Raw genomic sequence first — 20,872 nt, forward strand, 5'->3', positions numbered from 1 at the left:
CACGTCGGCCCGCACGGACGGGTCCGCACCCTCAGCCGGTGGCGAGCAGGCTCCGGCAGGCGGCGTCGAGGACCTCGCCGGCACGCGGGCCCGCCGTCTCCGGCGCGCGCCAGGCGATGAACCCGTCGGGACGGATCAGGGCCGCGCCGCCGGCGCCGATCCCGAACGCCGCTGCGCACCGCCCGCCCGGATCCGCCAGGAACAGGAAGTCACCGGGTACGGCGCCCTCGGCCAGCAGGTACGCCCTGAGCGGCAACCCGTCGCGCCCGGCGACGCGGCCGGCGGCCTCGGCCCAGGCCGCGCCGTCCCGGCCCGCCAGGAGGACGAGTCCGGAGGCCCACAGGTCGACGGTCGAGACCTGTTTGCCGTCCTGCTCCAGCCACACGTGCGGGGCCCGGCTGCCGGGAGCGCCGGTGGGCCGCCGGGGGTCCTCGAAGGGTTCGCCGGGGCCGTAACGGTAGCCGAATTTCAGTGTCACCTCGTCCAGGAGCTCGGCCGCCCCCGCCTCCGGCGGCAGGTCGGCGCCGAACCACTCCCTGCCCGTGGCCAGCGCCTGGTCGACGGTCAGGCGGGCGATCGGGCGGCGTTCGGCGTCGTACGTGTCGAGCAGCGACGGAGCCGCCCAGCCGTGCAGCACGTACGCGAGCTTCCAGGCGAGATTGGCGGCGTCCTGGATGCCGGTGTTGGCCCCGTAGGCCCCTGCCGGGGGCATGACGTGGGCGGCGTCACCGGCCAGGAAGACCCGGCCGTCGGCGAACCGGCCGGCGACGGCGGCGGTGGTCTGCCAGGGCATCACCTCCAGGGGCTCGACGGCCAGGTCGGGGAGGCCGGCCGCGGCCCTGGCCAGCTCGACGCAGCGTTCCGGGGTGAACTGCTCCGCGCTCTCGCCGAGGTCGGGCCGGTAGGTGACGTGGAGCGCCATCTTGTCGCCGACGACGCGTACCATTCCTGCGAAGTCCGGGTTGGTGATCTGACAGATGGCGAAGCGCTTGTCGCCGAGCGCGTCGCCGAGTTCGGCGCGGACCATGATGCCGGCCACGTGTTCCAGCACGCCGACGCCGCTCCTGCCGATGCCGAGCCGGGCGCGGACGGGGCTGTTCGCGCCGTCGGCGGCGATCAGGTAGCGGGCGTGGACGACGGTGCGGGCGCCGGAGGCCCGGTCGGTCAGGACGGCGGTGACCCCGTCCGGGCCGTTCTCGAACGACTGGAGCTCGGTCCCGAAGCGCAGGTCGGCGCCGAGCGCCTCGGCGTGCTCGCGCAGCACCGGTTCGAGGACGTCCTGCGACAGGACCGCGTCATCGCAGGGGCTGACGTCGGAGAAGCCCTCTTGGGCGCCACGGGCGTTCGGAGGGGCCAGCCAGTGGTGGTTGGGGCTGGTCAGGCTCTCGGCCCACAGCAGCCCTGAATCGGTCAACTGCCAGGGGCCGGCCGCGCGTACGGCCTCCTCCACTCCGGCCGCCCGGAACAACTCCATGGTGCGGGCGTTGTAGCCGGGGGTGCGCGGGTGGATGGAGGTGCCGGGATGGCGCTCGGCCAGCACCACGTCCACGCCGTGGCGGCGCAGGAACAGGGCGGCGGACAGGCCCACCAGGCTGCCGCCGACGATCAGGACCTGCGTGCGCTCATCGGACATGTCATCACTCCTCGAGCAGTTTGTGGAGCTCGTCTGCGACGCGGTCGTCCACGCCGTCGGGCAAGGGAGGGCGCATCACGAGGCCGAGGGTCAGATAAATGATCATGGTGGCGGTGGCGGTGGCGTCGAGATCGTCGCGTACGCGGCCGCCGCGCCGGCCCGCCTCCAGCCACTCCACGACGGTCTGGTGCCAGCCGTCGTGCCAGTCGGCGAGCATGGCACGTATCGCCGGGTCTTCGCGCGCGGCCCAGGTCATCTCGTTGAGCAGCCGGAAATGCCCCGGCTCCGCCTCGGCCTGGCGGGACAGCCCGTCGATCATCGTCCGGAGCGCCGCCGGCCCGTCCGCCCAATCTGCGTCCAGCCGCAGCGGCGCCAGCATCCGCTCCCGGATCGTGTGCTCCAGTACTGCCCGAACCAGGTCGTTCTTGGTGGGGAAGTAGTAGTGCAGGGTGGCGACGGTGATGCCGGCCTCGGCGGCGACGTCACGCGTCCGGGCCCCCGCCAGCCCTGACCGGACCATGACCCGGTAGCCCGCCTCTACCAGCCGCTGACGGCGCTCGTCCGATCGCGGCCCGGGCCTGGCGCGCTTGACCGCCATCATCCCTCCTTCTATCAGTTGATAGAAAACTAGGCGCCGCACGCCAGGCTCGTCAATCACTTGATAGAAGATTGCTCGGCGCTGTCGTAGACGCCTGCTTATGGGATTGAGCGGCATGGCCATGGACCGTCTTATCGCGGCGGATCACTATATGAGCATGTTGTTACTCGCACTGATCACACTCGCCCTGCACGGCGCCCTCGCGGGCCTCTTCTACACCTTCTCGATGTCCGTCATGCCGGGCCTGAACGCCGTCGAACCCACTCAGGCCGAGGCCGCGATGCGGAGCATCAACAGGAAGATCCTCAACCCCTGGCTCTACATCCCGTTCCTGGGCTCGCCCCTCGCGGCGCTGGCGGCCGGGTTCCTCGCGGGCTCGCCGGCCGCGGTCTGGTTCTTCGCCGCCGCCGCGGTGAGCTTCGTCGGCTCCTTCCTGGTCACCATGGTGATCAACGTGCCGATGAACAACGCCCTCGACGCGGGCACCATGAGCTGGAAGGACTACTCGCCGAGGTGGACCACCTGGAACACGCTGCGCGCCATCGCGTCCTTGGCCGGCCTCGTCCTGGCCGGGGTCGGTCTCGTCAACCTGTGAGGCACGCTCCTGTCGGCCGGGCGGCGGCGATCATACTGTTTGCAACATGACCTTCGACGGCACGCCCCGCCCGCGCCTCCGGTGGTACCACGCGGAGACGGACCTGGACGACTTCGCCATCGTGAGCTACCGGGTGGACGCCGACGCCCTGGCCCGGCACCTGCCCGAGGGCTTCGCGCCGATGAAGATGAGCTTCGCGGACGGCCCCGGCACGCTGATCTCGGCGGTGGCCTTCAAGGACCGGGACTTCCACTTCCGGTTCCTGCCGCAGATCGGCATCGACTGCGGACAGATCAACTACCGGGCTTACGTGACCGCGTACGGCAAGCCGGGCGTCTGGTTCTTCGGCACCCGCCTCGATCACCCCGTGGTCGCGATCCCGCAGCATTTATGGGGCATGCCGTGGCGGCGCGACCGCATCCGCATCGAGGCCGACTGGGACGGCGCCCCGGCGCGCTGGCGGCTCGACGCCGGGGACGCCCGCTGCGAGGCGACCGAACTCCCGCAGCCGCTCACCCTCCTGGACGGCTTCGCGGACGAGTCGGACTGGCTGGAACGGCTCACCCATCCCACCCAGGGCTGGTACCGGCGCCGGGACGGCGGGGTGGGTGTCTACAGCATCTGGCACCCGGTCATGCGACCCCGCTATTTCACCGCCGCCGCCGCGAGCTTCCCCGTCTTCGAACGCCTCGGCCTGATCACGCCCGACACGCCACCGCACTCGATCCTGGCCCAGCCGCGCCTGCACTTCGACATCCACACCCCGCCGCGCCGCTTCCGCCCTGACGCGTGAGGCCCATGTTCGCAAAGCGCCCCCAGATCGGGCATTGACGAAAAATCCTTACATGGTACTCATAGATCAAGTCGGAAACCTTCACTGAGTCCAGAGCTCACCCAAGGAGGACACGCATGGCGCGTAGCAAGTCCCCCGACCCGCCCGCCGACTTACCGAAGGTCCGCAGAAAGCCTCGACCTCCGGCTTTCAAGCCTGGGGTGAATGCGGTCCCCGGCAGGGGATGACCAGGTGGAGCCGGGACAGACTGGAGCGCGTAGCGCCGACCTCGGGGCGTCATGCCGGTCGGCGCTGCTGTTCGATGTACTCCCTGATGATCGAGAGAGGGGCTCCGCCACAAGAGGCGGCGAAGTAGCTGGGTGACCAGAACTGGCCGTGCATGATGGCGCGGTTGACGCAACCGGGGAACTCCTTGCGCAGGTAATGGGAGGAGACGCCCTTGAGAGAGTTGACGAGTTTGCTGATGGCGACCTTGGGTGGATAGCAGACCAGCAGATGGACATGGTCGTCGGCGCAGTTGAACTCGCGAAGCTCGGCCTCGAAGCTGTCACACACCTCGATCATGATGTCCTCGCAGCGGCGCAGCATCGCGTCGTTGAAGACGTTTCCGCGGTATTGGGTGACGAAGACCAGATGGACATGCAGCGCGGAGACCACGTGTCTGTCGCGCCGGTATTCCGCCTCCCGACTCGCAGGTCATGCGATAATATGTTCGAACTGTTGTGGCGTGGGAGGTCTTGTGGGGGAGGTGTTTCCCCGCGTGCTGGCGGGCCGGAGGTACCGGTTGGAGTTCGATCTCGGCCAGCGGTTGTTCGCCGAGCGGCTGGGCGGGATCTGCCGCAGCGTGTGGAACACCGGATTGGAGCAGCGCCGCGCCTATCGGCGCCGGGGCGCGTTCATCGGCTACGCCGAGCAGTGCCGCCAACTCGCCGAAGCGAAGAAGGACCCGGACTGTGCCTGGCTGGCCGAGGCGTCCGCGCAGGTCATCCAGCAGACGCTGAAGGATCTGGACCGCGCCTGCCGCGAGCACGGCACGTGGAAGGTGCGCTGGAAGAGCAAGGCGCGGTGGAGGCCGTCGTTTCGGTTCCCGACCGCCCAGCAGATCCCCGTCGAGAAGATCAGCCGCAAGTGGGGGCGGGTGTTCCTGCCGAAGTTCGGGTGGGTGAAGTTCCGCATGTCCCGCCCGCTGGGCGGGAGCGTGAAGTCGGCGACCGTGGCCCGCGACGGTCGGCACTGGTTCATCAGCTTCCTGGTGGATGACGGCCTAGCCGAGGTGAGCGAACACGCCCGTCCCGAGCGGCATGCCGGGGTGGACCGAGGGGTGGCCACCGCTGCGGTCACCAGTGATGGGGAGTTCTTCGACCGCCGTCACGCCGGTGAAAGCAGCGTGTCGTCGATGGCGCCGCCGGCCGAGACCGATGGCGATGCAGGCGGTACGGGGTTCCTCACGGCGGGCGAGGCAAGACGGTACCTGCGGCTCCAACGTCGGCTCGCCCGATCGAAGAAGGGGTCGAACCGGCGTCGGCGGGTCGTTCGGGCGATGGGTGATCTGATGCGGCGGGCGCGGTGGCGGCGGGCGGACTTCAACGCCCAGGCCGCGCACCGGCTCACCCGCGACTATGCGATCGTGACGCTGGAGAGGCTGAACGTCCGGGCGATGACCGCCTCCGTGGCGCCGAGACCCGACCCCGGCGCGCCGGGCGCCTACCTGCCCAACGGGCGCGCGGCCAAAGCCGGGCTGAACCGATCGATCTTGGATAAGGGCTGGTATGGGCTGGAGGCCGCGTTGCGGTCCAAGGCCCGCTCTGCGGCACCTGCAATTCAGGAAACCTGCCACACGCCTGGCCCAACACCTCCGACGCCTGCTGGGCGATCACCCGCCCGGACAGCTGTGGCGTCAGCCTGTCGCGACGGACCTACGGATTCCGCCACCGCACCACGGCGCTGTGCAGCGGCGCCAGCGTCGTCACCGCCATCGCCGACTGCGGGCCGCAGCCCGACCTGTTCTGCGGCGAGCGCAGTCTTCGCCGTCCCGCTCACCGGCGACGACCCCGCCGCCGTCAGGGTCGTCCTCGTGGACGAGGCGGCCCTGGCCTAGATTCCAAGCTGTCTGGTCGGGTCAGACCAGCGCATCGGTCACCCGGTGAAGGGTAAGCACCAGGCGCATGGCCTCGATGGAATCAGGAGGTACCGCCATGGCGCCGAAGGCATTCGCCTCCTCCGCCGACCTCGACGACAAGCAGCAGACCCTGGAGGTGCTCGCCGACGGCGTCTACGCGCTGACCGCCGAGGGCGACCCCAACGTGGGCGCCGTGGAGGGCGAGGACTTCCTCGTCTGCTTCGAGGCCATGGCGACGCCCGTGGCCGCCCGCCAATGGCTGGCCCGGCTGCGGGAGCACACCGACAAACCGGTCAAATTCCTGGTCCTGTCCCACTACCACGCGGTGCGGGTGCTCGGCGCGAGCGCCTTCGACGCCGAGGTGATCGTCGCGCACGACAACACGCGGGCGCTCATCGCCGAACGCGGCCGGCAGGATTGGGAGTCGGAGTACGGGCGGATGCCGCGCCTGTTCAAGGAGCCCGCCTCAATCCCGGGGTTGACCTGGCCCACCGCCACGTTCTCCGACCGGTTCACGGTCGACCTCGGCGGCGACCGGGGCGATCTGGTCCTGCAATACTGCGGGCGCGGCCACACCGAGGGCGACATCGTGGCCTGGCTGCCCCGGCAGAAGGTGCTGTTCGCCGGCGACCTGGTCGAGTCGCAGGCCGCCCTCTACACCGGCGACGCCTACCACCGCGAGTGGGCGGCCGGCACGCTCGACCGGGTGGCCGCCTTCGGCGCCGAGGCGCTGGTCGGCGGGCGCGGGGCGGTGGCGCGCGGGCGCGACGCGGTCGAGGCCGCGATCGAGCAGACCCGGCACTTCCTCCAGGTGATGCTGCGCGAGGTGGGCGCGGTGCACGAGCGCGGAGGCACGCTCAAGGAGGCGTTCGAGGCCACCCACGCCGCCCTCGTCGACCGCTACGGCGGGTGGCCGATCTTCGAGCACTGCCTGCCGTTCGACGTGTCGCGGCTGTGGGACGAGCTGTCCGGCGTCGAGCGGCCGGTGATCTGGACGGCCGAGCGCGACCGCCAGGTCTGGGCCGAGCTCCAGGGCTGAGACATGGCGACCACAGAGGTTCCCGTCGCCGCGGCACCGCACCGGGCCCTCGGCGTCACCGGCTCGGTCCACGGGATGAAAGGATCGATCCCGGTGTGACAGAAAGGCATTTGAGATGGCTCCCAACATCGCGACCGCGCGCCGCGTCGACCTGCCCGAACTGCTCGATTTCCTCCGCCTCAGGCACCACGGCCTGCTCTCGACCACCCGCGCGGACGGCCGGCCGCAGCTCTCGCCGGTCTCGTGCGGGGTCGACGAGGGCGGCCGGATCGTGGTCTCCACCTATCCCGACCGCGCCAAGGCCCGCAACGCCCGCCGTGACGACCGGGTGTCGATCTGCGTGTTGTCCGACGACTGGAACGGCCCGTACGTCCAGGTCGACGGCCACGCCGAGGTGCTCGACATGCCGGACGCCCTGGAGCCGCTCGTCGAGTACTACCGGTGCATCGCCGGCGAGCACCCTGATTGGGACGAATACCGGGAGGCCATGCGCCGCCAGGACAAGTCGTTGATCCGCATCCACATCGACCGCTGGGGTCCCATCGCCACCGGCGGCTTCCCCGCCCGCCTGGTGTCATAGACGTTTCCAAGCCGCTCACAAGTATGGGGGCCTATCTCTAGGAGTGTCCGATTCACCCGTGTATCACTCCGGAGTCCCCTCATGCGTATGCGTTTGCTCGCCCTCCTCGCCGCCGCAGCCCTGCCGCTGGCCGTGGCCGCCCCCGCCGAGGCCACCCCTGCCATCTGGAAGTGGCGTTCCATCCACTCCACCGACGGCATGGCCCGCGCCTGGGGCAAGGTCTCCATCCACCAGTTCGGCTACCTCGTCACCGGAACCCTGGAGGACACCCTCGGCAAGGGCTGCGCCTGGGCCGTGTTCAGGGCGCAGAGCGCGAGCAACGGGCGGTGGAAGACCTTCGGCTTCTACAACTGCGTGCCGGGCAACGGCACCTTCCGCAAGGACTACCGCAACGTGCTGCAGATCAAGGTCCAGGTCTGCCGCGGCACCAGCAAGCGTCCCGTCGACGAGTGCTCGCGGTGGAAGACCATCATGACCCAGGGCGGGTGACGGTCAGAGCCAGAAGATCGCCAGCGCGGCGAGGACGATGCTCAGCGCGATGAGGCGCGGCGACCTGGGGCGCTCGGCGGCCTCCCGGCGGGAGGAGACCACCAGCGCGGCGCCCAGGGCCAGCGCCGTCGCCAGGTGCAGGCCGTACCACGCGACGACGGGGACCTTCCCCAGGAAGGTTCCGGACAACAGATCGTCGACGGCCCCATAGCCGCTGATCCCGGCGACCACGACCAGGCCCAGCGACACGTACGCGAGCACGTACCTGAGCTCGCCGAGCACGACCCACACGACGGCCCCGGCGAGGAGCACGATCGCGGAGCTGTGGTGGAGCTGCCGGATGAGCAGCCCACCGGGTGCGTCGAAGCTGAGCTTGAGTGCTGAGCTGTAGGCCTCGCTCATCATGACGCCCCGCAGCGGCGCGTACGAGCCGTCGTAGGCGACCTGCTCGCCGCTGGCCGAGTAGAAGTACGCCAGGAAGGCGCCCGTGATCACGACGACGGCGAAACAGTACAGCAGCATCTCGCCCACCAGCTGCCTCAGCCGCTCCATTCGCCATATTTGATCACAAAGGCGGGTCAGCCACGAAGGGCTCCCTTCATGGCGTCCCGGATGAACCCGCGGGCGAACAGGGTGAACACCACGGCCAGCGGCAGCACGGCCAGCAGCGTGCCCGCCATGATCATGCTGTAGTCCGTGTTGTGCGCGGTGTTGAGTTGCGACAGCGCCACCTGCAGGGTGAGGTTCGACGGGTCCACCATGACGATCAGCGGCCAGACGTAGTCGTTCCAGGCGCCGACGAACGTGGTGATGCCGAGGAAGGCCAGGCCGGGGCGGATGATCGGCAGCGCCACGTACGCGTACTGACGGAAGAAGCCGCACCCGTCGATGCGGGCCGCGGCGAGCAGGTCGTCGGGCACCGCGTTGCTGATGTACTGGCGCATCCAGAAGATGCCGAAGGCGTTGGCCGCGGCCGGGACGATGAGGGCATTGAGCGTGCCGACCCAGTCGAGGTTCACCATGATGACGAACTGCGGGATCAGCGCGAGCTGGCTCGGCAGCATGAACGTCAGCAGCAGCAGGCCGAACAGCGCGTTCCTGCCGGGAAAGGCGAACTTGGCGAAGGCGAAGGCCGCGATCGAGTCGAAGAACAGCACGAGCGCGGTTACGCTGCAGGCCACGATGAGGGTGTTGAGCATCGAGCCGAAGAAGTCGATGTTCGTGAGCAGCCTGCCGATGTTGTTCATCAGCTCGGGACCGAACGTCAGCTTCGGCGGCACGGTGTACATGTCGCGCGTGGTGTTGGTCGCCATGACGGCTGTCCAGTAGAAGGGGAACAGCGAGATGACGACGCCCGTGAGCATGGTGAGGTGGAGCCCCACCCCGGCGAATCGCCTCATGACGCCCTCGCACGGCGCGACACGAGGCGCCAGTTGATCGCGGTGAACAGCAGGATGACCAGGAAGACGGCCCAGGCGATGGCGGCGCCGTAGCCGTAGTCGTTGTTGTTGAAGGCCTCGCGGTAGAAGTACAGGATCGCCGTGAGGCCGGCCGAGCCGGGGCCGCCCGAGTTGGCGGAGTTGGCGACGTTGCTGGAGAAGAGCACCTGCGGCTCGGTGAAGGTCTGCATGCCGTTGATGGTCGAGATGACCACGGTGAACAGGATGATGGGCCGCAGCTGCGGGATCGTGATGCGGAAGAAGGTCTGCACGGGCCCGGCCCCGTCGATCTTGGCGGCCTCGTACAGCTCGGTGGGGATGGCCTGCAGGCCGGCCAGGTAGATGATCGCGTTGTAGCCGGTCCACTGCCAGCAGATGAGCGTGGCGATGACGAGTTTGATCGTCCACTCGTTGACCAGCCATTGCACGGGCGAGGCGCCGAGCCAGCCGAGGATCACGTTGATCAGCCCGGCGTTCGTGGCGAACACCGAGCCGAAGAAGATGGCGACCGCCACGACCGAGGTCACGTTCGGGACGAAATAGGCGATCCGGTAGAAGCCGGTGAAGCGCACGCTGCTGTTCAGCATGTTCGCGATCACCAGTGCCAGGAAGAGCGTCGGCACCGTGGACATGAACCAGATCAGGAACGTGTTCTTCAGCGACAGCCAGAACAGGGAGTCCTTCAGCAGGAACTCGAAGTTCCGCAGTCCCACGAACTCCATCTCGCCGAGGCCGTCCCACTTCTGGAACGCCAGGACGACCGAGAAGAGGACGGGGAACAGCATGAACACCAGGAAGAGCACGAAGAACGGGGAAATGGCGAGGTACTGCGGCCAGAACGACCGCAGCGCCCCTTTACTCCGTCTGGCATGCGCGCCCACCTGGCGGGTGGACACCAACTCAGCTCACTCCCTGGCGTTCGGCGATCTGCTTGGCGGTGGCGACGGCGTCGTTCCACGCGGTGTCCGGGTTCTTGCCCTTGGTCCACACGTTGACGATCTCGTCCTTGAACGGCTGGCCCACGGCCGCGTCCGCGGGAGCCTCGTACTGGACGGGGACCTTCTTGGCGGCCTCACCCAGGATCTCGATCGTCTTCTGGCCGCCGAAGAACGGGTCGCCCTCGGTCATCGCGGACGACGTGTAGGTGGCCGGGCTGGCGGGGAACAGCGCCGCGTCGGCGAACCCCCGGGCCGCGTTCTCCGGGCCGAGCAGCCAGGTGACGATCTCGAAGGCCAGCTTGGGGTCGCGGCACTGCTGGGTCAGCGCCAGGAAGGAGCCGCCGATGTTGGCCGGGCCGACCGGGTTGTGGGCCACCCGCCACTTGCCCTCGGTGCCCTGCGCGCCGTTCTTGATGTCCAGGGCCACCCAGGCGGCGCCGATCTGCGTGGCGTACTTGCCGTTGGTCAGGGCCGCGTTCGTGTCCTGGCCGTCGAACTTGGGCGCCACGACGCCCAACTGGAGGGCCTTCATGACCACGTCCCACGCCGAACGGATGTGGGCCTGGTCGCCGATGAACTTGTTGCTCTCGTCGATGAAGCGCTTGGACCCCTGACCGACGACCACGTCCCACACGCCTTCGGCGCTGCTGACGATGTACGCCTCGGGCACGGCCTTGATCAGCTTCTGTCCGGCCGCGAACAGGTCGTCCCAGGTGGACATCTCCTCCGAGACCTTGGCGGGGTCCGTGGGCAGGCCGCCCTTCTTGAAGATGTCCTCGCGGTAGAACATGCCGGTCGGGCCGATGTCGATGGGGAAGCCGATGAGCTTGCCGTCCTTGGTCGAGCCCTGCTTCCACTTCCAGTCGACATACTGAGAGGCCAGCTTGTCCGCGCCGAGCGTGTTGAGGTCGATGAACCGGTCGGCCTCCTCCAGCATCGAGGCGATGTTCTCGCCCTTGATGCCGGTGATGTCGGGGACGAACTTGCGGCCGTTCATGGTGGTGACGAGCTTCTGCTTGAAGTCGCCGCCGATCACGGAGGGCTTCAGCGCGGTCTTGCCGGCGAACTGCTTGACCGCGTCCGCCACGACCTTGTCGCTCAGGCCGCCGCCCCAGTACCACAGCGTCAGCTCCTTGGCGCCGCCGCCGCCCGTGCCGCCGGTGGTGGTGCCGCCGCTGCCGCAGGCGGCCGTGCCGCCGATGGCCGCCGCCGCGAAGGACAGGAGCAGGTGCCGGCGAGAAAGTTCCATTGTCTAGCCCTCCAGAAGATCGGAGATGAACGCGTAGTCGCGGCGGAGCTCGGGTGAGGTGAGCCCGTGCCACCAGCGGCCCAGGTCCGCCCAGGTGGGCGCGGACGACGCCGCGCCGGCCCGGCCCACGGACAGCGCCGCGGCGAGATTGGCGAGTCGCAGCCGCTCGGCCAGCGGAAGACCGGCGAGCGTGCCCGCGACCAGGGCCGCCCCGAAGATGTCTCCGGCCCCCGTGGGATCGGCGACGTCCATGGGAAGGCCCGCGACCCCGGCGGTCTCGCCGCTGGTCGCGTCGACGGCGATGGCGCCGTCTCCCCCGAGCGTGACGACCGCCAGCGGCACCAGGTCGGCCAGCTTCGCCAGGGCGGCGGAGGGGGTGTCCGTCCTGGTGTAGCTCATCGCCTCGTGGGCGTTGGGCATGAAGGCGTGGCAGGCGCCGAGTTGCTCGAGCATGGATCGGGACCATTCCTCGGTCGGGTCCCAGCCGACGTCGGCGAAGACCAGGCCACCGGTACGGCGGGGCCAGTCGACCGGCTCCGGGCGCAGGTGGACGATCGCCGCGCGGGCCGGGGGCGGATCCCCGATCATCTCGTCCGCCCCCATCGGCGGCGGGGCGCCGTGGGTGACCAGCGCCCGGTCGCCGTCGTACGCGAGCGACACCGTGGTCGGCGTGGCCCAGCCGGGAAAGCGACGCGACCTGGTGAGGTCCACGCCTTCCCGCTCCGCCAGCGTGTCCCAGCAGTACCGGCCGAAGGGGTCGTCACCGAAGGCCGCCGCCAGGCCGGTGCGCAGCCCGAGCCTGCTCAGAGCGAACGCGAAGTTGGCGATTCCGCCGGGGCCCGTCGCCATCTCCGTCGTCCACGCCTCGGCGCCCAGCTTGGGCGCGTGGTCGAGGCCGGAGAAGACGACGTCGAAGAAGAGGAGCCCGGAGACGAAGACGTCGAGCCCGGGATGATCTGAGGTGCTGGTGGGGGCCATGGTGCTCACTTCTGCCGCGGTGTTGGCGACCGGTACCGTGGATCGTGCCGTTCTTTGCACGACTTAGCAAGAGTTCGCCTGAAAAAGATGAACTTTTACCCCTGGTCGTGCACGGGTTTGCGCGATACGGTCCGTGTCATGCTTCGGGACCGACGTCACGAATTAATAGTGCGCATCCTGCGCTCAGATGGGCCCGCCACGGTGGAGGCGCTGGCCGAGAGGCTGGCCGTCAGCACGGCGACAGTCCGGCGTGACCTGGTCCAACTCGATGAGCAGGGACTGCTGCGGCGCGTGTACGGCGGCGCCATGCCGATCGACGACCAGCGCGACGACCCCTTCGTGGACGTGGCCGCCCAGCGCGCCGAGGAGAAGGACAAGATCGCGCAGAGATGCGCAGAGATGATCAAAGACGGGGAGACGATCCTCCTCGACATCGGCACGACCGCCCACCGGGTGGCGCACTGGCTGCGTGACCGCTCGCTGACGGTCGTGACCAGCAGCCTGGCCGTGCTTGAGGAGCTCCAGGACAGCGAGGACATCCAGATCGTCCTGCTCGGCGGCATGGTGCGCAGGGAATACCGCTCGATCGTGGGCTTCCTGACGGAGGACAACCTGCGCCAGGTCAAGGCCGACCGGCTCTTCCTCGGCACCAGCGGCGTGCGCCCCGGCGGGCACGTCATGGACACCACCGTGGTGGAGGTGCCGGTCAAGCGCGCCATGATCGCGGCCAGCGACCAGGTGGTCCTGGTGGCGGACGTCGGCAAGTTCCCCGGCACGGGGATGGCCCGGGTGTGCGGCCCGGAGGATCTCGACGTGGTGGTCACGAACGCCGCCAGCGACGCGGCCACTCTTCAGACTTTGCGTGACTCGGGGGTAGAGGTGATCCAAGTATGAGGCTGACGATCCTCGGCGGGGGCGGGTTCCGGGTGCCGCTCGTCTACCGGGCGTTGCTCGACGACCACGGCAAGGGGCGCGTCACCCACGTCACCCTGTACGACCTGGACGCCTCCAGGATCGAGGCCATCGCCAAGGTGCTGGCCGAGCAGGCCGAAGGCGTGGCCGACCCCCCGCAGGTGCACATCACCACCGACCTCGACGAGGCGGTGCGCGGGGCGGACTTCGTCTTCTCCGCCATCCGCGTCGGCGGCCTCGAGGGCCGTGCGGTCGACGAGCGGGTGGCGCTGGAGGAAGGCGTGCTCGGCCAGGAGACGGTCGGCGCCGGCGGCATCGCGTACGGCCTGCGCACCGTCCCCGTCGCGGTCGACCTGGCGCGGCGGATCGCCGAGCTGGCCCCCGAGGCGTGGGTCATCAACTTCACCAACCCGGCCGGGATGGTGACCGAGGCGATGTCCGCCTACCTGGGCGAGCGCGTCATCGGCATCTGCGACTCCCCCGTCGGCCTGGGTCGCCGCGTCGCGGGCGCGCTCGGCGTGGACCCGGCCACCGTCTGGCTCGACTACGCCGGCATCAACCACCTGGGCTGGCTGCGCGGCATCCGCGTCGAGGGCCGCGACCTGCTGCCGGCGCTGCTGCGCGACGACGCCGCGCTGACCTCGTTCGAGGAGGGCAAGCTCTTCGGGGCCGATTGGCTGCGCACGCTCGGCTGCATCCCGAACGAATACCTGCACTACTACTACTTCACCAGGGAGGCGGTGGCCGCCGCGCGCACCGCCGACCGCACCCGCGGCGCCCTGCTCATCGAGCAGCAGGAGCGCTTCTACACGCACGCGAACGGATCCGCGCTGCGGGCGTGGGACTGCGTCCGGCTGGAGCGCGAGACCACCTACATGGCCGAGAACCGCGAGGCCGCGGGCGTCGGCGAGCGGGCCGGCACGGACCTGGAGTCCGGCGGCTACGAGCAGGTCGCGCTGGCCCTGATGCGGGCCATCGCGCTGGACGAGCGCACCACCCTCATCCTCAACGTGCGGGGCCGCGGCACCATCGCCGGCCTCGACCCCGACGCCGTCGTCGAGGTGCCCTGCTTCGTGGACGCCAACGGCGCCCGCCCGCTGTCGGTGGACCCGCTGCCCGGCCACGCGCTCGGGCTGGTGGCCTCGGTCAAGGCGGTCGAGCAGGCGGTGATCGAGGCCGCCACGACCGGCTCACGGGCCGCCGCGCTGCGGGCCTTCGCCACCCATCCGCTCGTCGGCTCCGTCGCGGTCGCCCGCCGCCTCCTCGAACGCTACGAATGCGAGCTTCCCCAGCTCGGCTACCTCCGCGGAAGGAATCAGATCGATGCACGATGACCGGCAGCTCGTCGAGAAGCGCGTCGCCCGGGTGCTGCGCGAACGCGTCGCGCCCGCCGTGTACGCCGCCTCGGTGCCCCTGGAGCTGGCCGCCTGGCACGTGCCCGACGAGCCGGTGCCCGTGGAAGAGGCGCTGGCGGCTTCCTATGAGCCCTTCTCCGTCGGCACGGACTGGGGTAGGCCGTGGTCCACGACCTGGCTGCGCGCCACCGGCGACGTGCCGGCCGAGTGGGCGGGCCGGCGCGTGGAGGCCGTCTTCGACCTGGGCTTCGTCGGCGACTGGCCGGGTGGTCAAGCCGAGGCCCTGGTGTACGACCTCGCCGGCAACCCGATCAAGGGCATCGAGCCGCGGAACCAGTACGTCCCGATCACCGGCGAGCGGGCCGGGCTGTTGCTGGAGATGGCCGCGAACCCGGACGTCCTGGCGAACGGGTTCCTCCCGACGCCGCTCGGGGACAAGGCCACCGCGGGCGACGCGCCCCTCTACCGGCTCAAGCAGGCCGACCTGGCCGTGCTCGACGAAGAGGTCTGGCACCTGCGGCTCGACATGGAAGTGCTGAGCGAGCTGATGGCCGAGCTGCCGGCGCACGAGCCGCGGCGGCACGAGATCCTGCGCGCGCTGGAGCGCTGCCTGGACACCCTCGACATCCACGACGTCTCCGGCACGGCCGCCGACGCCCGCGCCTGCCTGGCGGGCGTGCTGTCGGCCCCGGCGCACGCCAGCGCGCACACCATCTCCGGCGTCGGCCACGCCCACATCGACAGCGCGTGGTTGTGGCCGATCCGCGAGACGCAGCGGAAGAACGGCCGCACCTTCAGCAACGTCACCGCGCTGGCCAGGGACTATCCGGAGTTCGTGTTCGCCGGGCCGCAGGCCCAGCAGTACGCCTGGGTCAAGGAGCGCTACCCGGCGATCTTCGAGCGGATGCGCGAGGCGGTCAAGGCCGGGCAGTGGGTGCCGGTCGGCGGCATGTGGGTGGAGGCCGACGGCAACCTGCCCGGCGGCGAGGCGCTGGCCCGGCAGCTCGTCCACGGCAAGCGGTTCTTCCTGGAGGAGTTCGGCGTCGAGTGCCGGGGCGTGTGGCTGCCCGACTCCTTCGGCTACACCGCCGCGTACCCGCAGATCGCCCGGCTGGCCGGGATGGAGTGGTTCCTCACCCAGAAGATCTCGTGGAACCAGACCAACACCTTCCCGCACCACACGTTCTGGTGGGAGGGCATCGACGGCACGCGGATCTTCACGCACTTCCCACCCGCCGACACCTACAACGGCACGTTCGAGGGCGAGGAGCTGGCCCGGGCCGTGCGCAACTACGCGGAGAAGGGGCTCGGCACCAGGTCGCTGCTGCCGTTCGGGCACGGCGACGGCGGCGGCGGCCCCACCAGGGAGATGCTGGAGAAGGCTCGGCGGCTGGCCGACCTGGAGGGCTCGCCGCGGGTGGTGATCGAGGAGCCGAACGCGTTCTTCGAGGCCGCCATGGCGGAGTTGCCGGAGGCGGCGGTCTGGTCCGGCGAGCTCTACCTGGAGCTCCACCGGGCCACCTACACCAGCCAGGCCCGCACGAAGGCAGGCAACCGGCGCAGCGAGCACCTGCTGCGCGAGGCCGAGCTGTGGGCGGCCACCGCGGCCGTGCACGCCGGGTTCGCCTATCCGTACGCGGCGCTGGACCGGCTGTGGAAGGTAGTGCTGCTGCACCAGTTCCACGACATCCTGCCGGGCAGCTCGATCGCCTGGGTCCACCAGGAGGCCGAGGCCGCCTACGCCCGCGTGCGGGAGGAGCTGTCGGACATCATCGCCGCGGCCACCGCCGCGCTGGCCGGGAGCGGTGACTCCCTCTGGGTCCTCAACGCGAGCCCCGCCGCGCGCACCGAGGTGGCGATCGCGCCCGGGGAACTGGCGGGCCCGCTCGCCGCGATGGGCGCGGACCTGACGGGCGCGCGCACGCAGCGCCTCGCCGACGGCTCGTGCGCCGTGCTGGTCGAGGCGCCCGGATCGGCGGCGGCGCGGCTCGACCCCACCGCGCCGCCGCTCGTCACGCCCGCCACCGCCAACGGCACCACGCTGGACAACGGCCTGGTCCGGGTCGAGATCGACGCGGACGGCCTGTTCGCCTCGGTACGGGACCTGGTCGCCGACCGCGAAGTGCTCGCCCCCGGCGGGCGCGGCAACCTGCTGCGGCTGCACACCGACTTCCCCAACCAATGGGACGCCTGGGACATCGACCGGCACTACCGCCGCCAGTACACCGACCTGGTCGAGGCCGAGTCGGTAACGGTCGTGGAGCGGGGCCCGCTGGTCGCCGCCGTCAGGATCGAGCGGGCCTTCGGGTCCTCCCGGATCGTCCAGACCGTACGTGTGACCGCGGGCAGCCCACGCATCGAGATCGACACCGAGATCGACTGGCACGAACGCCAGAAGATCCTCAAGGCGGCCTTCCCCCTGGACGTGCACGCCGACCGCAGCGCCGCCGAGATCCAGTACGGCCACCTGTACCGCCCCACCCACACCAACACCAGCTGGGACGCCGCCCGCTTCGAGATCTCCTGTCACCGCTGGATCCACGCGGGCGAGCCCGGCTACGGCGTGGCCATCGCCAACGACGCCACCTACGGCCACGACGTCACCCGCACCACCCGCCCCGACGGCGGCACCACCACGACCGCCAGGCTCAGCCTGGTCCGTGCACCGCAGTCCCCCGACCCCGAGGCCGACCAGGGCCTCCACCGCATGTCGTACGCGCTGGTCCCCGGCGCGACGATCAAAGACGCCGTGGCCGCCGGGTACGCACTCAACCTGCCACTGAAAGTCGTACCCGGCGGCCCCGGCCCGGTGCCCGCCCCGCTGGTCACCCTGGACGGCGAGGCGGCCCGCGTCGAGGCGGTCAAGCTGGCCGACGACGGCTCCGGCGACGTGGTGGTCCGCGTGTACGAGTCGCTGGGCGGCCGGACCGCCACCCGCCTGCGCGCCTCCTTCCCGATCCGCCGCGCCGAGCTGACCGACCTGCTGGAAAGGCCCCTGGATCAGCCCCTCGACCTGGCCGAGGACGGCACGGTCGCGCTCGCTCTGCGGCCGTTCCAGGTGCTGACAGTACGATTGGCCCGCTGATGTCCACGCTCCGCGTCGCCACCCTGAACGTCTGGGGCACGAACGGCCCGTGGCCGCAGCGCCTGCCCCTGATCCGCCGCGAGCTCGCCCGCCTGCGCCCCGACGTGGTCGGCCTCCAGGAGGTGCAGCGGCACGACGGCTACTGCCAGGCGGAGGAGATCGCCGAAGGGCTCGGCTACGAGGTCGCGTACGCGCCCGCCTGCGAGCGCGACGGACAGATCCAGGGCAACGCGGTGCTCAGCCGGTTACCCATCAGGGAGCAGTGCTGCTTCTCCCTGCCCGACGGCGGGCACGAACCCCGCACGCTGCTCTCCACCGTGATCGAGACCGCCTACGGCGAGCTGCCCTGCTTCGTCACCCACCTGAACTGGCAGCAGGACCACGGCGCGATCCGGCTGGAGCAGGTGCGGTCCATCGTGACCTTGGTAGCCGAGTTCGCCTGGCCGGAGCTGCCTCCGGTGATCATGGGTGACTTCAACGCCGACCCGGACTCCGACGAGATCCGCTACCTGCGCGGGCTGGCGGTCGTGGACGACACGAGCGTCTACTACGCCGACGCCTGGGCCTACGGCGGGGACGGCTCGTTGGGCGCCACGTTCGACCGGGCCAACGACTACGCCAAGCAGGCCCGCGAGCCGTCCCGCCGGATCGACTACATCTTCACCGGCGGGGACGACCTGCTGCGGGGCGAGCCGCTGCGGGCGGAGTTGGCGTTCACGGAGCCGGAGGTGCTGGACGGCGTCCGGGTCTGGCCGTCGGACCATTTCGGCGTGGTCAGCGACATCGTCCTGGCTCCGCGTACGGAATAGGACAGGCCGGGCGGGACTCTCGACGACCCGCCGGTCACGGCTCGCGGGAAGACGATCCCGGGGTGCGGCGAAGGATGGATGATCGATGACCACCATCCGGAAGGCATCCTCATGACGGAGACGCGCACATGACCGCCGACGTGGGCGAGTGCGTGACCGACGCCGAACTCGTCGCCCGATACCGGCGCGATCCCGAGTCGTTCACCGCCGTGCACGACCGGTATTTCCACGACATCTACCGATACGTCGCAGGCCGGCTGGACACGCAGGCCGCCGAGGACATCACGGCCGAGACGTTCCTGCTCGCCTTCGACCGGCGCGATCAGTTCGATCCCGAGCGCGGGGGGCTGCGGCCCTGGCTGTTCGGCTTCGCGACCAATCTGGTGGCCAGGCACCGGCGCAAGGAGGCCCGCCACTACAGGGCGCTGGCCCGCCTGGGTCCCGATCCCGCGGCGGAGAGCCACGAGAACCGGGTCGTGACCTCCGTCGCGGCCCAGCGCATGCAACCGCACCTCGCCAGGGCGCTGGCCGCCCTGTCCAGCGGCGAGCGCGACGTCCTGCTGCTCGTGGCCTTGGGCGAGCTCAGCTATGACGAGGTCGCGCAGGCGCTCGGCATCTCCGCCGGCACGGTCGGCTCCAGGCTGAGCCGCGCCCGCACCAAGATCCACACAATTCTCGAGAAGGAGACCGTCCATGGATGACCTGAAGGCTCTCACCGCGGTGCTGAGCAAGCCGGAGCCGTCCGCCGAGGCGGTCGCCCGCAGCAGGAGTCGGCTGCAGGACAGGATGCGCCGCCCCGTCCGGCGGCCCTTCCGCCGGCTGGTGCCGGTGCTCGGCCTGACCACCGCCGCGACCGTGGCCGCCGTCGTCGTGATCGGCACGGGGGCCACCACGACGGCCGGCCAACCGTCGTCGGCCAGAGAGATCCTGCTGGTGGCCGCTGCCAGCGCGGAACGCGCACCCCAAGGTTCCGGGACCTACTGGCACGTCCGACGACAGTGGCAGAACACCGACATTCCGCAAATGGAGAGCTGGACCAGCCGCGATGGCCGACGCTGGTCCAAGGGCGAGCCGGGCGCCCCTCCCGGTGCCGTCGTACCGGATCCGGTCCCGCTCATGCTCAAGGGCGCCGAAGTGTCCTTCGAGGACCTCGAAAGGCTGCCATCGGATCCAGAGGCGTTGAAGGCACGGCTCGCCGAGCGCGAGGGGCGTGACAGCAACATGAGCGAATCCGAACAGCGCGGGGAACCCACCTTCCCCCTGCTCGCGCTGATTTCGGAGCTACCGACGCCTCCGGAGGTCCGTTCCGCCGCGTTCCAGGCACTCGCCACGATGCCAGGGGTCGAGCGCACGGGCACGGCCGAAGACGGGCAGGAACTGCTGATCCCAGATCCTGACGGCAGGCGGGAGATCAAACTGGTCGTCGATCCCGAGACGGCTCGGGTCACTCGCACCAATTTCCTCATCGGCGACGACGGGAGCGTGGGGTGGACCAATGGATTCATCTCGGTGACCACCAGCTGGACGGACCATGCTCCCCAGTAAGGGATCTGGCGCGGCACGCGTCTTCGGCGGAGCAGAAACGCGTCACTTTCTCCCGGACATTAGGAAGATCATGATATTAGGCAAAGCGTTCCTGGCTGTTCTCGCGGCAGGAGCGATCGGCGTCGCGCCTGCCGCGTCGACACCGGCGTCGCAAAAGCCCTCTCACCCGGCGAACGAGGTGACGCTGATCACCGGTGACCGCGTCCTGGTCAACGGGCACGGGCATCGCGTGCAGCCCGGACCCGGCAGGCAGGTGGACTTCACGAGCCAGGTGCGCGGCGGGCACCTGTACGTGATCCCTTCGGACGCCATGCCGTTGATCTCCCAAGGGGTGCTGGACCGGCGGTTGTTCGACGTCACACAACTGCTGGCCTGGCGGTACGGCGATGCCCACACACCGGACATCCCCGTGATCTCACAGGGCATGGCGGGGCCGCAGGGCGCCCGCCGGGTCCGGCAGCTGTCCAGCGTCGGGATGAGCGCGGTGCGCGTGCCGAAGGCGAGCGCCGCTCAGGCGTGGAAGGAGTTGACGACCGCCCGCTCGCTGGTGACGGGACGCGCCAAGCTGTGGCTGGACGGCCGCAAGTCGTTCACGCTGGCCGAGAGCGTCAAGCAGATCGGCGCTCCGCAGGCGTGGCAGCAGGGCCTGACGGGCAAGGACGTCACCGTCGCGGTCCTCGACTCCGGCTACGACCCCGGCCATCCGGACCTGAAGG

At 69.9% G+C, this 20,872-nt stretch carries 19 protein-coding genes and 2 pseudogenes; 13 read left to right on the forward strand and 8 right to left on the reverse strand.

The window, feature by feature from the left end:
• Positions 1 to 31: 31 nt before the first annotated feature.
• On the reverse strand, positions 32 to 1,633 hold the full coding sequence (locus ID574_RS54395; RefSeq protein ID WP_188196957.1) for an FAD-dependent oxidoreductase: 1,602 nt from the start codon (positions 1,631 to 1,633) through the stop codon (positions 32 to 34).
• A 4-nt stretch (positions 1,634 to 1,637) separates the two neighbouring features.
• Positions 1,638 to 2,231, reverse strand: a complete 594-nt coding sequence (locus tag ID574_RS54400; protein WP_223168076.1) for a TetR/AcrR family transcriptional regulator — start codon at positions 2,229 to 2,231, stop codon at positions 1,638 to 1,640.
• A 157-nt stretch (positions 2,232 to 2,388) separates the two neighbouring features.
• Between ID574_RS54400 and ID574_RS54405 the strand changes: the two genes are divergently transcribed.
• Together ID574_RS54405 and ID574_RS54410 are read left to right on the forward strand one after the other, a co-directional pair.
• Positions 2,389 to 2,826, forward strand: coding sequence for an anthrone oxygenase family protein (locus tag ID574_RS54405; RefSeq protein WP_188196959.1), 438 nt, complete (start codon positions 2,389 to 2,391; stop codon positions 2,824 to 2,826).
• Between the two features lie 46 nt (positions 2,827 to 2,872).
• The gene (locus ID574_RS54410; RefSeq protein WP_188196960.1) at positions 2,873 to 3,619 is read left to right on the forward strand and encodes a DUF2071 domain-containing protein; all 747 of its coding nucleotides are present in this window, start codon (positions 2,873 to 2,875) and stop codon (positions 3,617 to 3,619) included.
• A 276-nt stretch (positions 3,620 to 3,895) separates the two neighbouring features.
• On the opposite strand, the pseudogene tnpA reads toward ID574_RS54410, so the two are convergent.
• Positions 3,896 to 4,297, reverse strand: a pseudogene (tnpA, locus tag ID574_RS54415) (IS200/IS605 family transposase); the annotation flags it as partial.
• Between the two features lie 82 nt (positions 4,298 to 4,379).
• Here tnpA and ID574_RS54420 point away from each other — a divergent pair.
• The 4 genes from ID574_RS54420 (at position 4,380) to ID574_RS54440 (ending at position 7,846) form a co-directional block, all read left to right on the forward strand.
• Positions 4,380 to 5,717, forward strand: a complete 1,338-nt coding sequence (locus ID574_RS54420; protein WP_223168081.1) for an RNA-guided endonuclease InsQ/TnpB family protein — start codon at positions 4,380 to 4,382, stop codon at positions 5,715 to 5,717.
• Between the two features lie 97 nt (positions 5,718 to 5,814).
• Positions 5,815 to 6,777 carry an MBL fold metallo-hydrolase gene (locus tag ID574_RS54430; RefSeq protein ID WP_188196962.1) on the forward strand — a complete coding sequence of 321 codons (963 nt, stop codon included), beginning with the start codon at positions 5,815 to 5,817 and terminating at the stop codon, positions 6,775 to 6,777.
• A 115-nt stretch (positions 6,778 to 6,892) separates the two neighbouring features.
• Positions 6,893 to 7,357, forward strand: a complete 465-nt coding sequence (locus ID574_RS54435; RefSeq protein ID WP_188196963.1) for a PPOX class F420-dependent oxidoreductase — start codon at positions 6,893 to 6,895, stop codon at positions 7,355 to 7,357.
• Positions 7,358 to 7,438: 81 nt separating this feature from the next.
• Positions 7,439 to 7,846 (forward strand): hypothetical protein, encoded by a 408-nt coding sequence (locus tag ID574_RS54440; protein WP_188196964.1) that lies wholly within the window; start codon positions 7,439 to 7,441, stop codon positions 7,844 to 7,846.
• A 3-nt stretch (positions 7,847 to 7,849) separates the two neighbouring features.
• Here the strand turns inward: ID574_RS54440 and ID574_RS54445 are convergent, their stop codons facing one another.
• The 5 genes from ID574_RS54445 to ID574_RS54465 are packed head-to-tail and all read right to left on the reverse strand — an operon-like array spanning position 7,850 to position 12,450.
• Complete coding sequence (locus ID574_RS54445) at positions 7,850 to 8,398, reverse strand: cytochrome b family protein (protein ID WP_188196965.1); 549 nt, start codon at positions 8,396 to 8,398, stop codon at positions 7,850 to 7,852.
• Between the two features lie 26 nt (positions 8,399 to 8,424).
• Positions 8,425 to 9,246, reverse strand: coding sequence for a carbohydrate ABC transporter permease (locus ID574_RS54450; protein ID WP_188196966.1), 822 nt, complete (start codon positions 9,244 to 9,246; stop codon positions 8,425 to 8,427).
• Positions 9,243 to 10,181 (reverse strand): carbohydrate ABC transporter permease, encoded by a 939-nt coding sequence (locus ID574_RS54455; protein ID WP_223168077.1) that lies wholly within the window; start codon positions 10,179 to 10,181, stop codon positions 9,243 to 9,245. The genes ID574_RS54450 and ID574_RS54455 overlap by 4 nt, the downstream gene beginning before the upstream one ends.
• 4 nt (positions 10,182 to 10,185) lie before the next feature.
• Entirely contained in the window at positions 10,186 to 11,472 is a 1,287-nt protein-coding gene (locus ID574_RS54460) for an ABC transporter substrate-binding protein (RefSeq protein WP_188196967.1), read from the reverse strand.
• A gap of 3 nt (positions 11,473 to 11,475) precedes the next feature.
• Positions 11,476 to 12,450: a PfkB family carbohydrate kinase gene (locus ID574_RS54465; RefSeq protein ID WP_188196968.1), complete on the reverse strand. Its 975-nt coding sequence runs from the start codon at positions 12,448 to 12,450 to the stop codon at positions 11,476 to 11,478.
• A gap of 138 nt (positions 12,451 to 12,588) precedes the next feature.
• Here ID574_RS54465 and ID574_RS54470 point away from each other — a divergent pair, with 138 nt between their 5' ends.
• The 7 genes and pseudogenes from ID574_RS54470 to ID574_RS54500 all read left to right on the forward strand — a co-directional run.
• Positions 12,589 to 13,344 (forward strand): DeoR/GlpR family DNA-binding transcription regulator, encoded by a 756-nt coding sequence (locus tag ID574_RS54470; protein WP_188196969.1) that lies wholly within the window; start codon positions 12,589 to 12,591, stop codon positions 13,342 to 13,344.
• Positions 13,341 to 14,696: a 6-phospho-beta-glucosidase gene (locus ID574_RS54475; protein ID WP_188196970.1), complete on the forward strand. Its 1,356-nt coding sequence runs from the start codon at positions 13,341 to 13,343 to the stop codon at positions 14,694 to 14,696. The genes ID574_RS54470 and ID574_RS54475 overlap by 4 nt, the downstream gene beginning before the upstream one ends.
• Positions 14,686 to 17,802 (forward strand): alpha-mannosidase, encoded by a 3,117-nt coding sequence (locus tag ID574_RS54480; RefSeq protein WP_188196971.1) that lies wholly within the window; start codon positions 14,686 to 14,688, stop codon positions 17,800 to 17,802. Before ID574_RS54475 ends, ID574_RS54480 begins: the two co-directional genes overlap by 11 nt.
• Entirely contained in the window at positions 17,802 to 18,611 is an 810-nt protein-coding gene (locus tag ID574_RS54485; protein WP_188196972.1) for an endonuclease/exonuclease/phosphatase family protein, read from the forward strand. The genes ID574_RS54480 and ID574_RS54485 overlap by 1 nt, the downstream gene beginning before the upstream one ends.
• Positions 18,612 to 18,739: 128 nt before the next feature.
• Positions 18,740 to 19,312, forward strand: a complete 573-nt coding sequence (locus tag ID574_RS54490) for an RNA polymerase sigma factor (RefSeq protein ID WP_188196973.1) — start codon at positions 18,740 to 18,742, stop codon at positions 19,310 to 19,312.
• Complete coding sequence (locus ID574_RS54495) at positions 19,305 to 20,156, forward strand: CU044_5270 family protein (protein ID WP_188196974.1); 852 nt, start codon at positions 19,305 to 19,307, stop codon at positions 20,154 to 20,156. Before ID574_RS54490 ends, ID574_RS54495 begins: the two co-directional genes overlap by 8 nt.
• A gap of 70 nt (positions 20,157 to 20,226) precedes the next feature.
• Positions 20,227 to 20,872: pseudogene (locus ID574_RS54500) on the forward strand (hypothetical protein); the annotation flags it as partial.

Origin of the sequence: Nonomuraea sp. SYSU D8015 (genome assembly GCF_008065375.1) — a bacterium.
Classification (GTDB): domain Bacteria; phylum Actinomycetota; class Actinomycetes; order Streptosporangiales; family Streptosporangiaceae; genus Nonomuraea.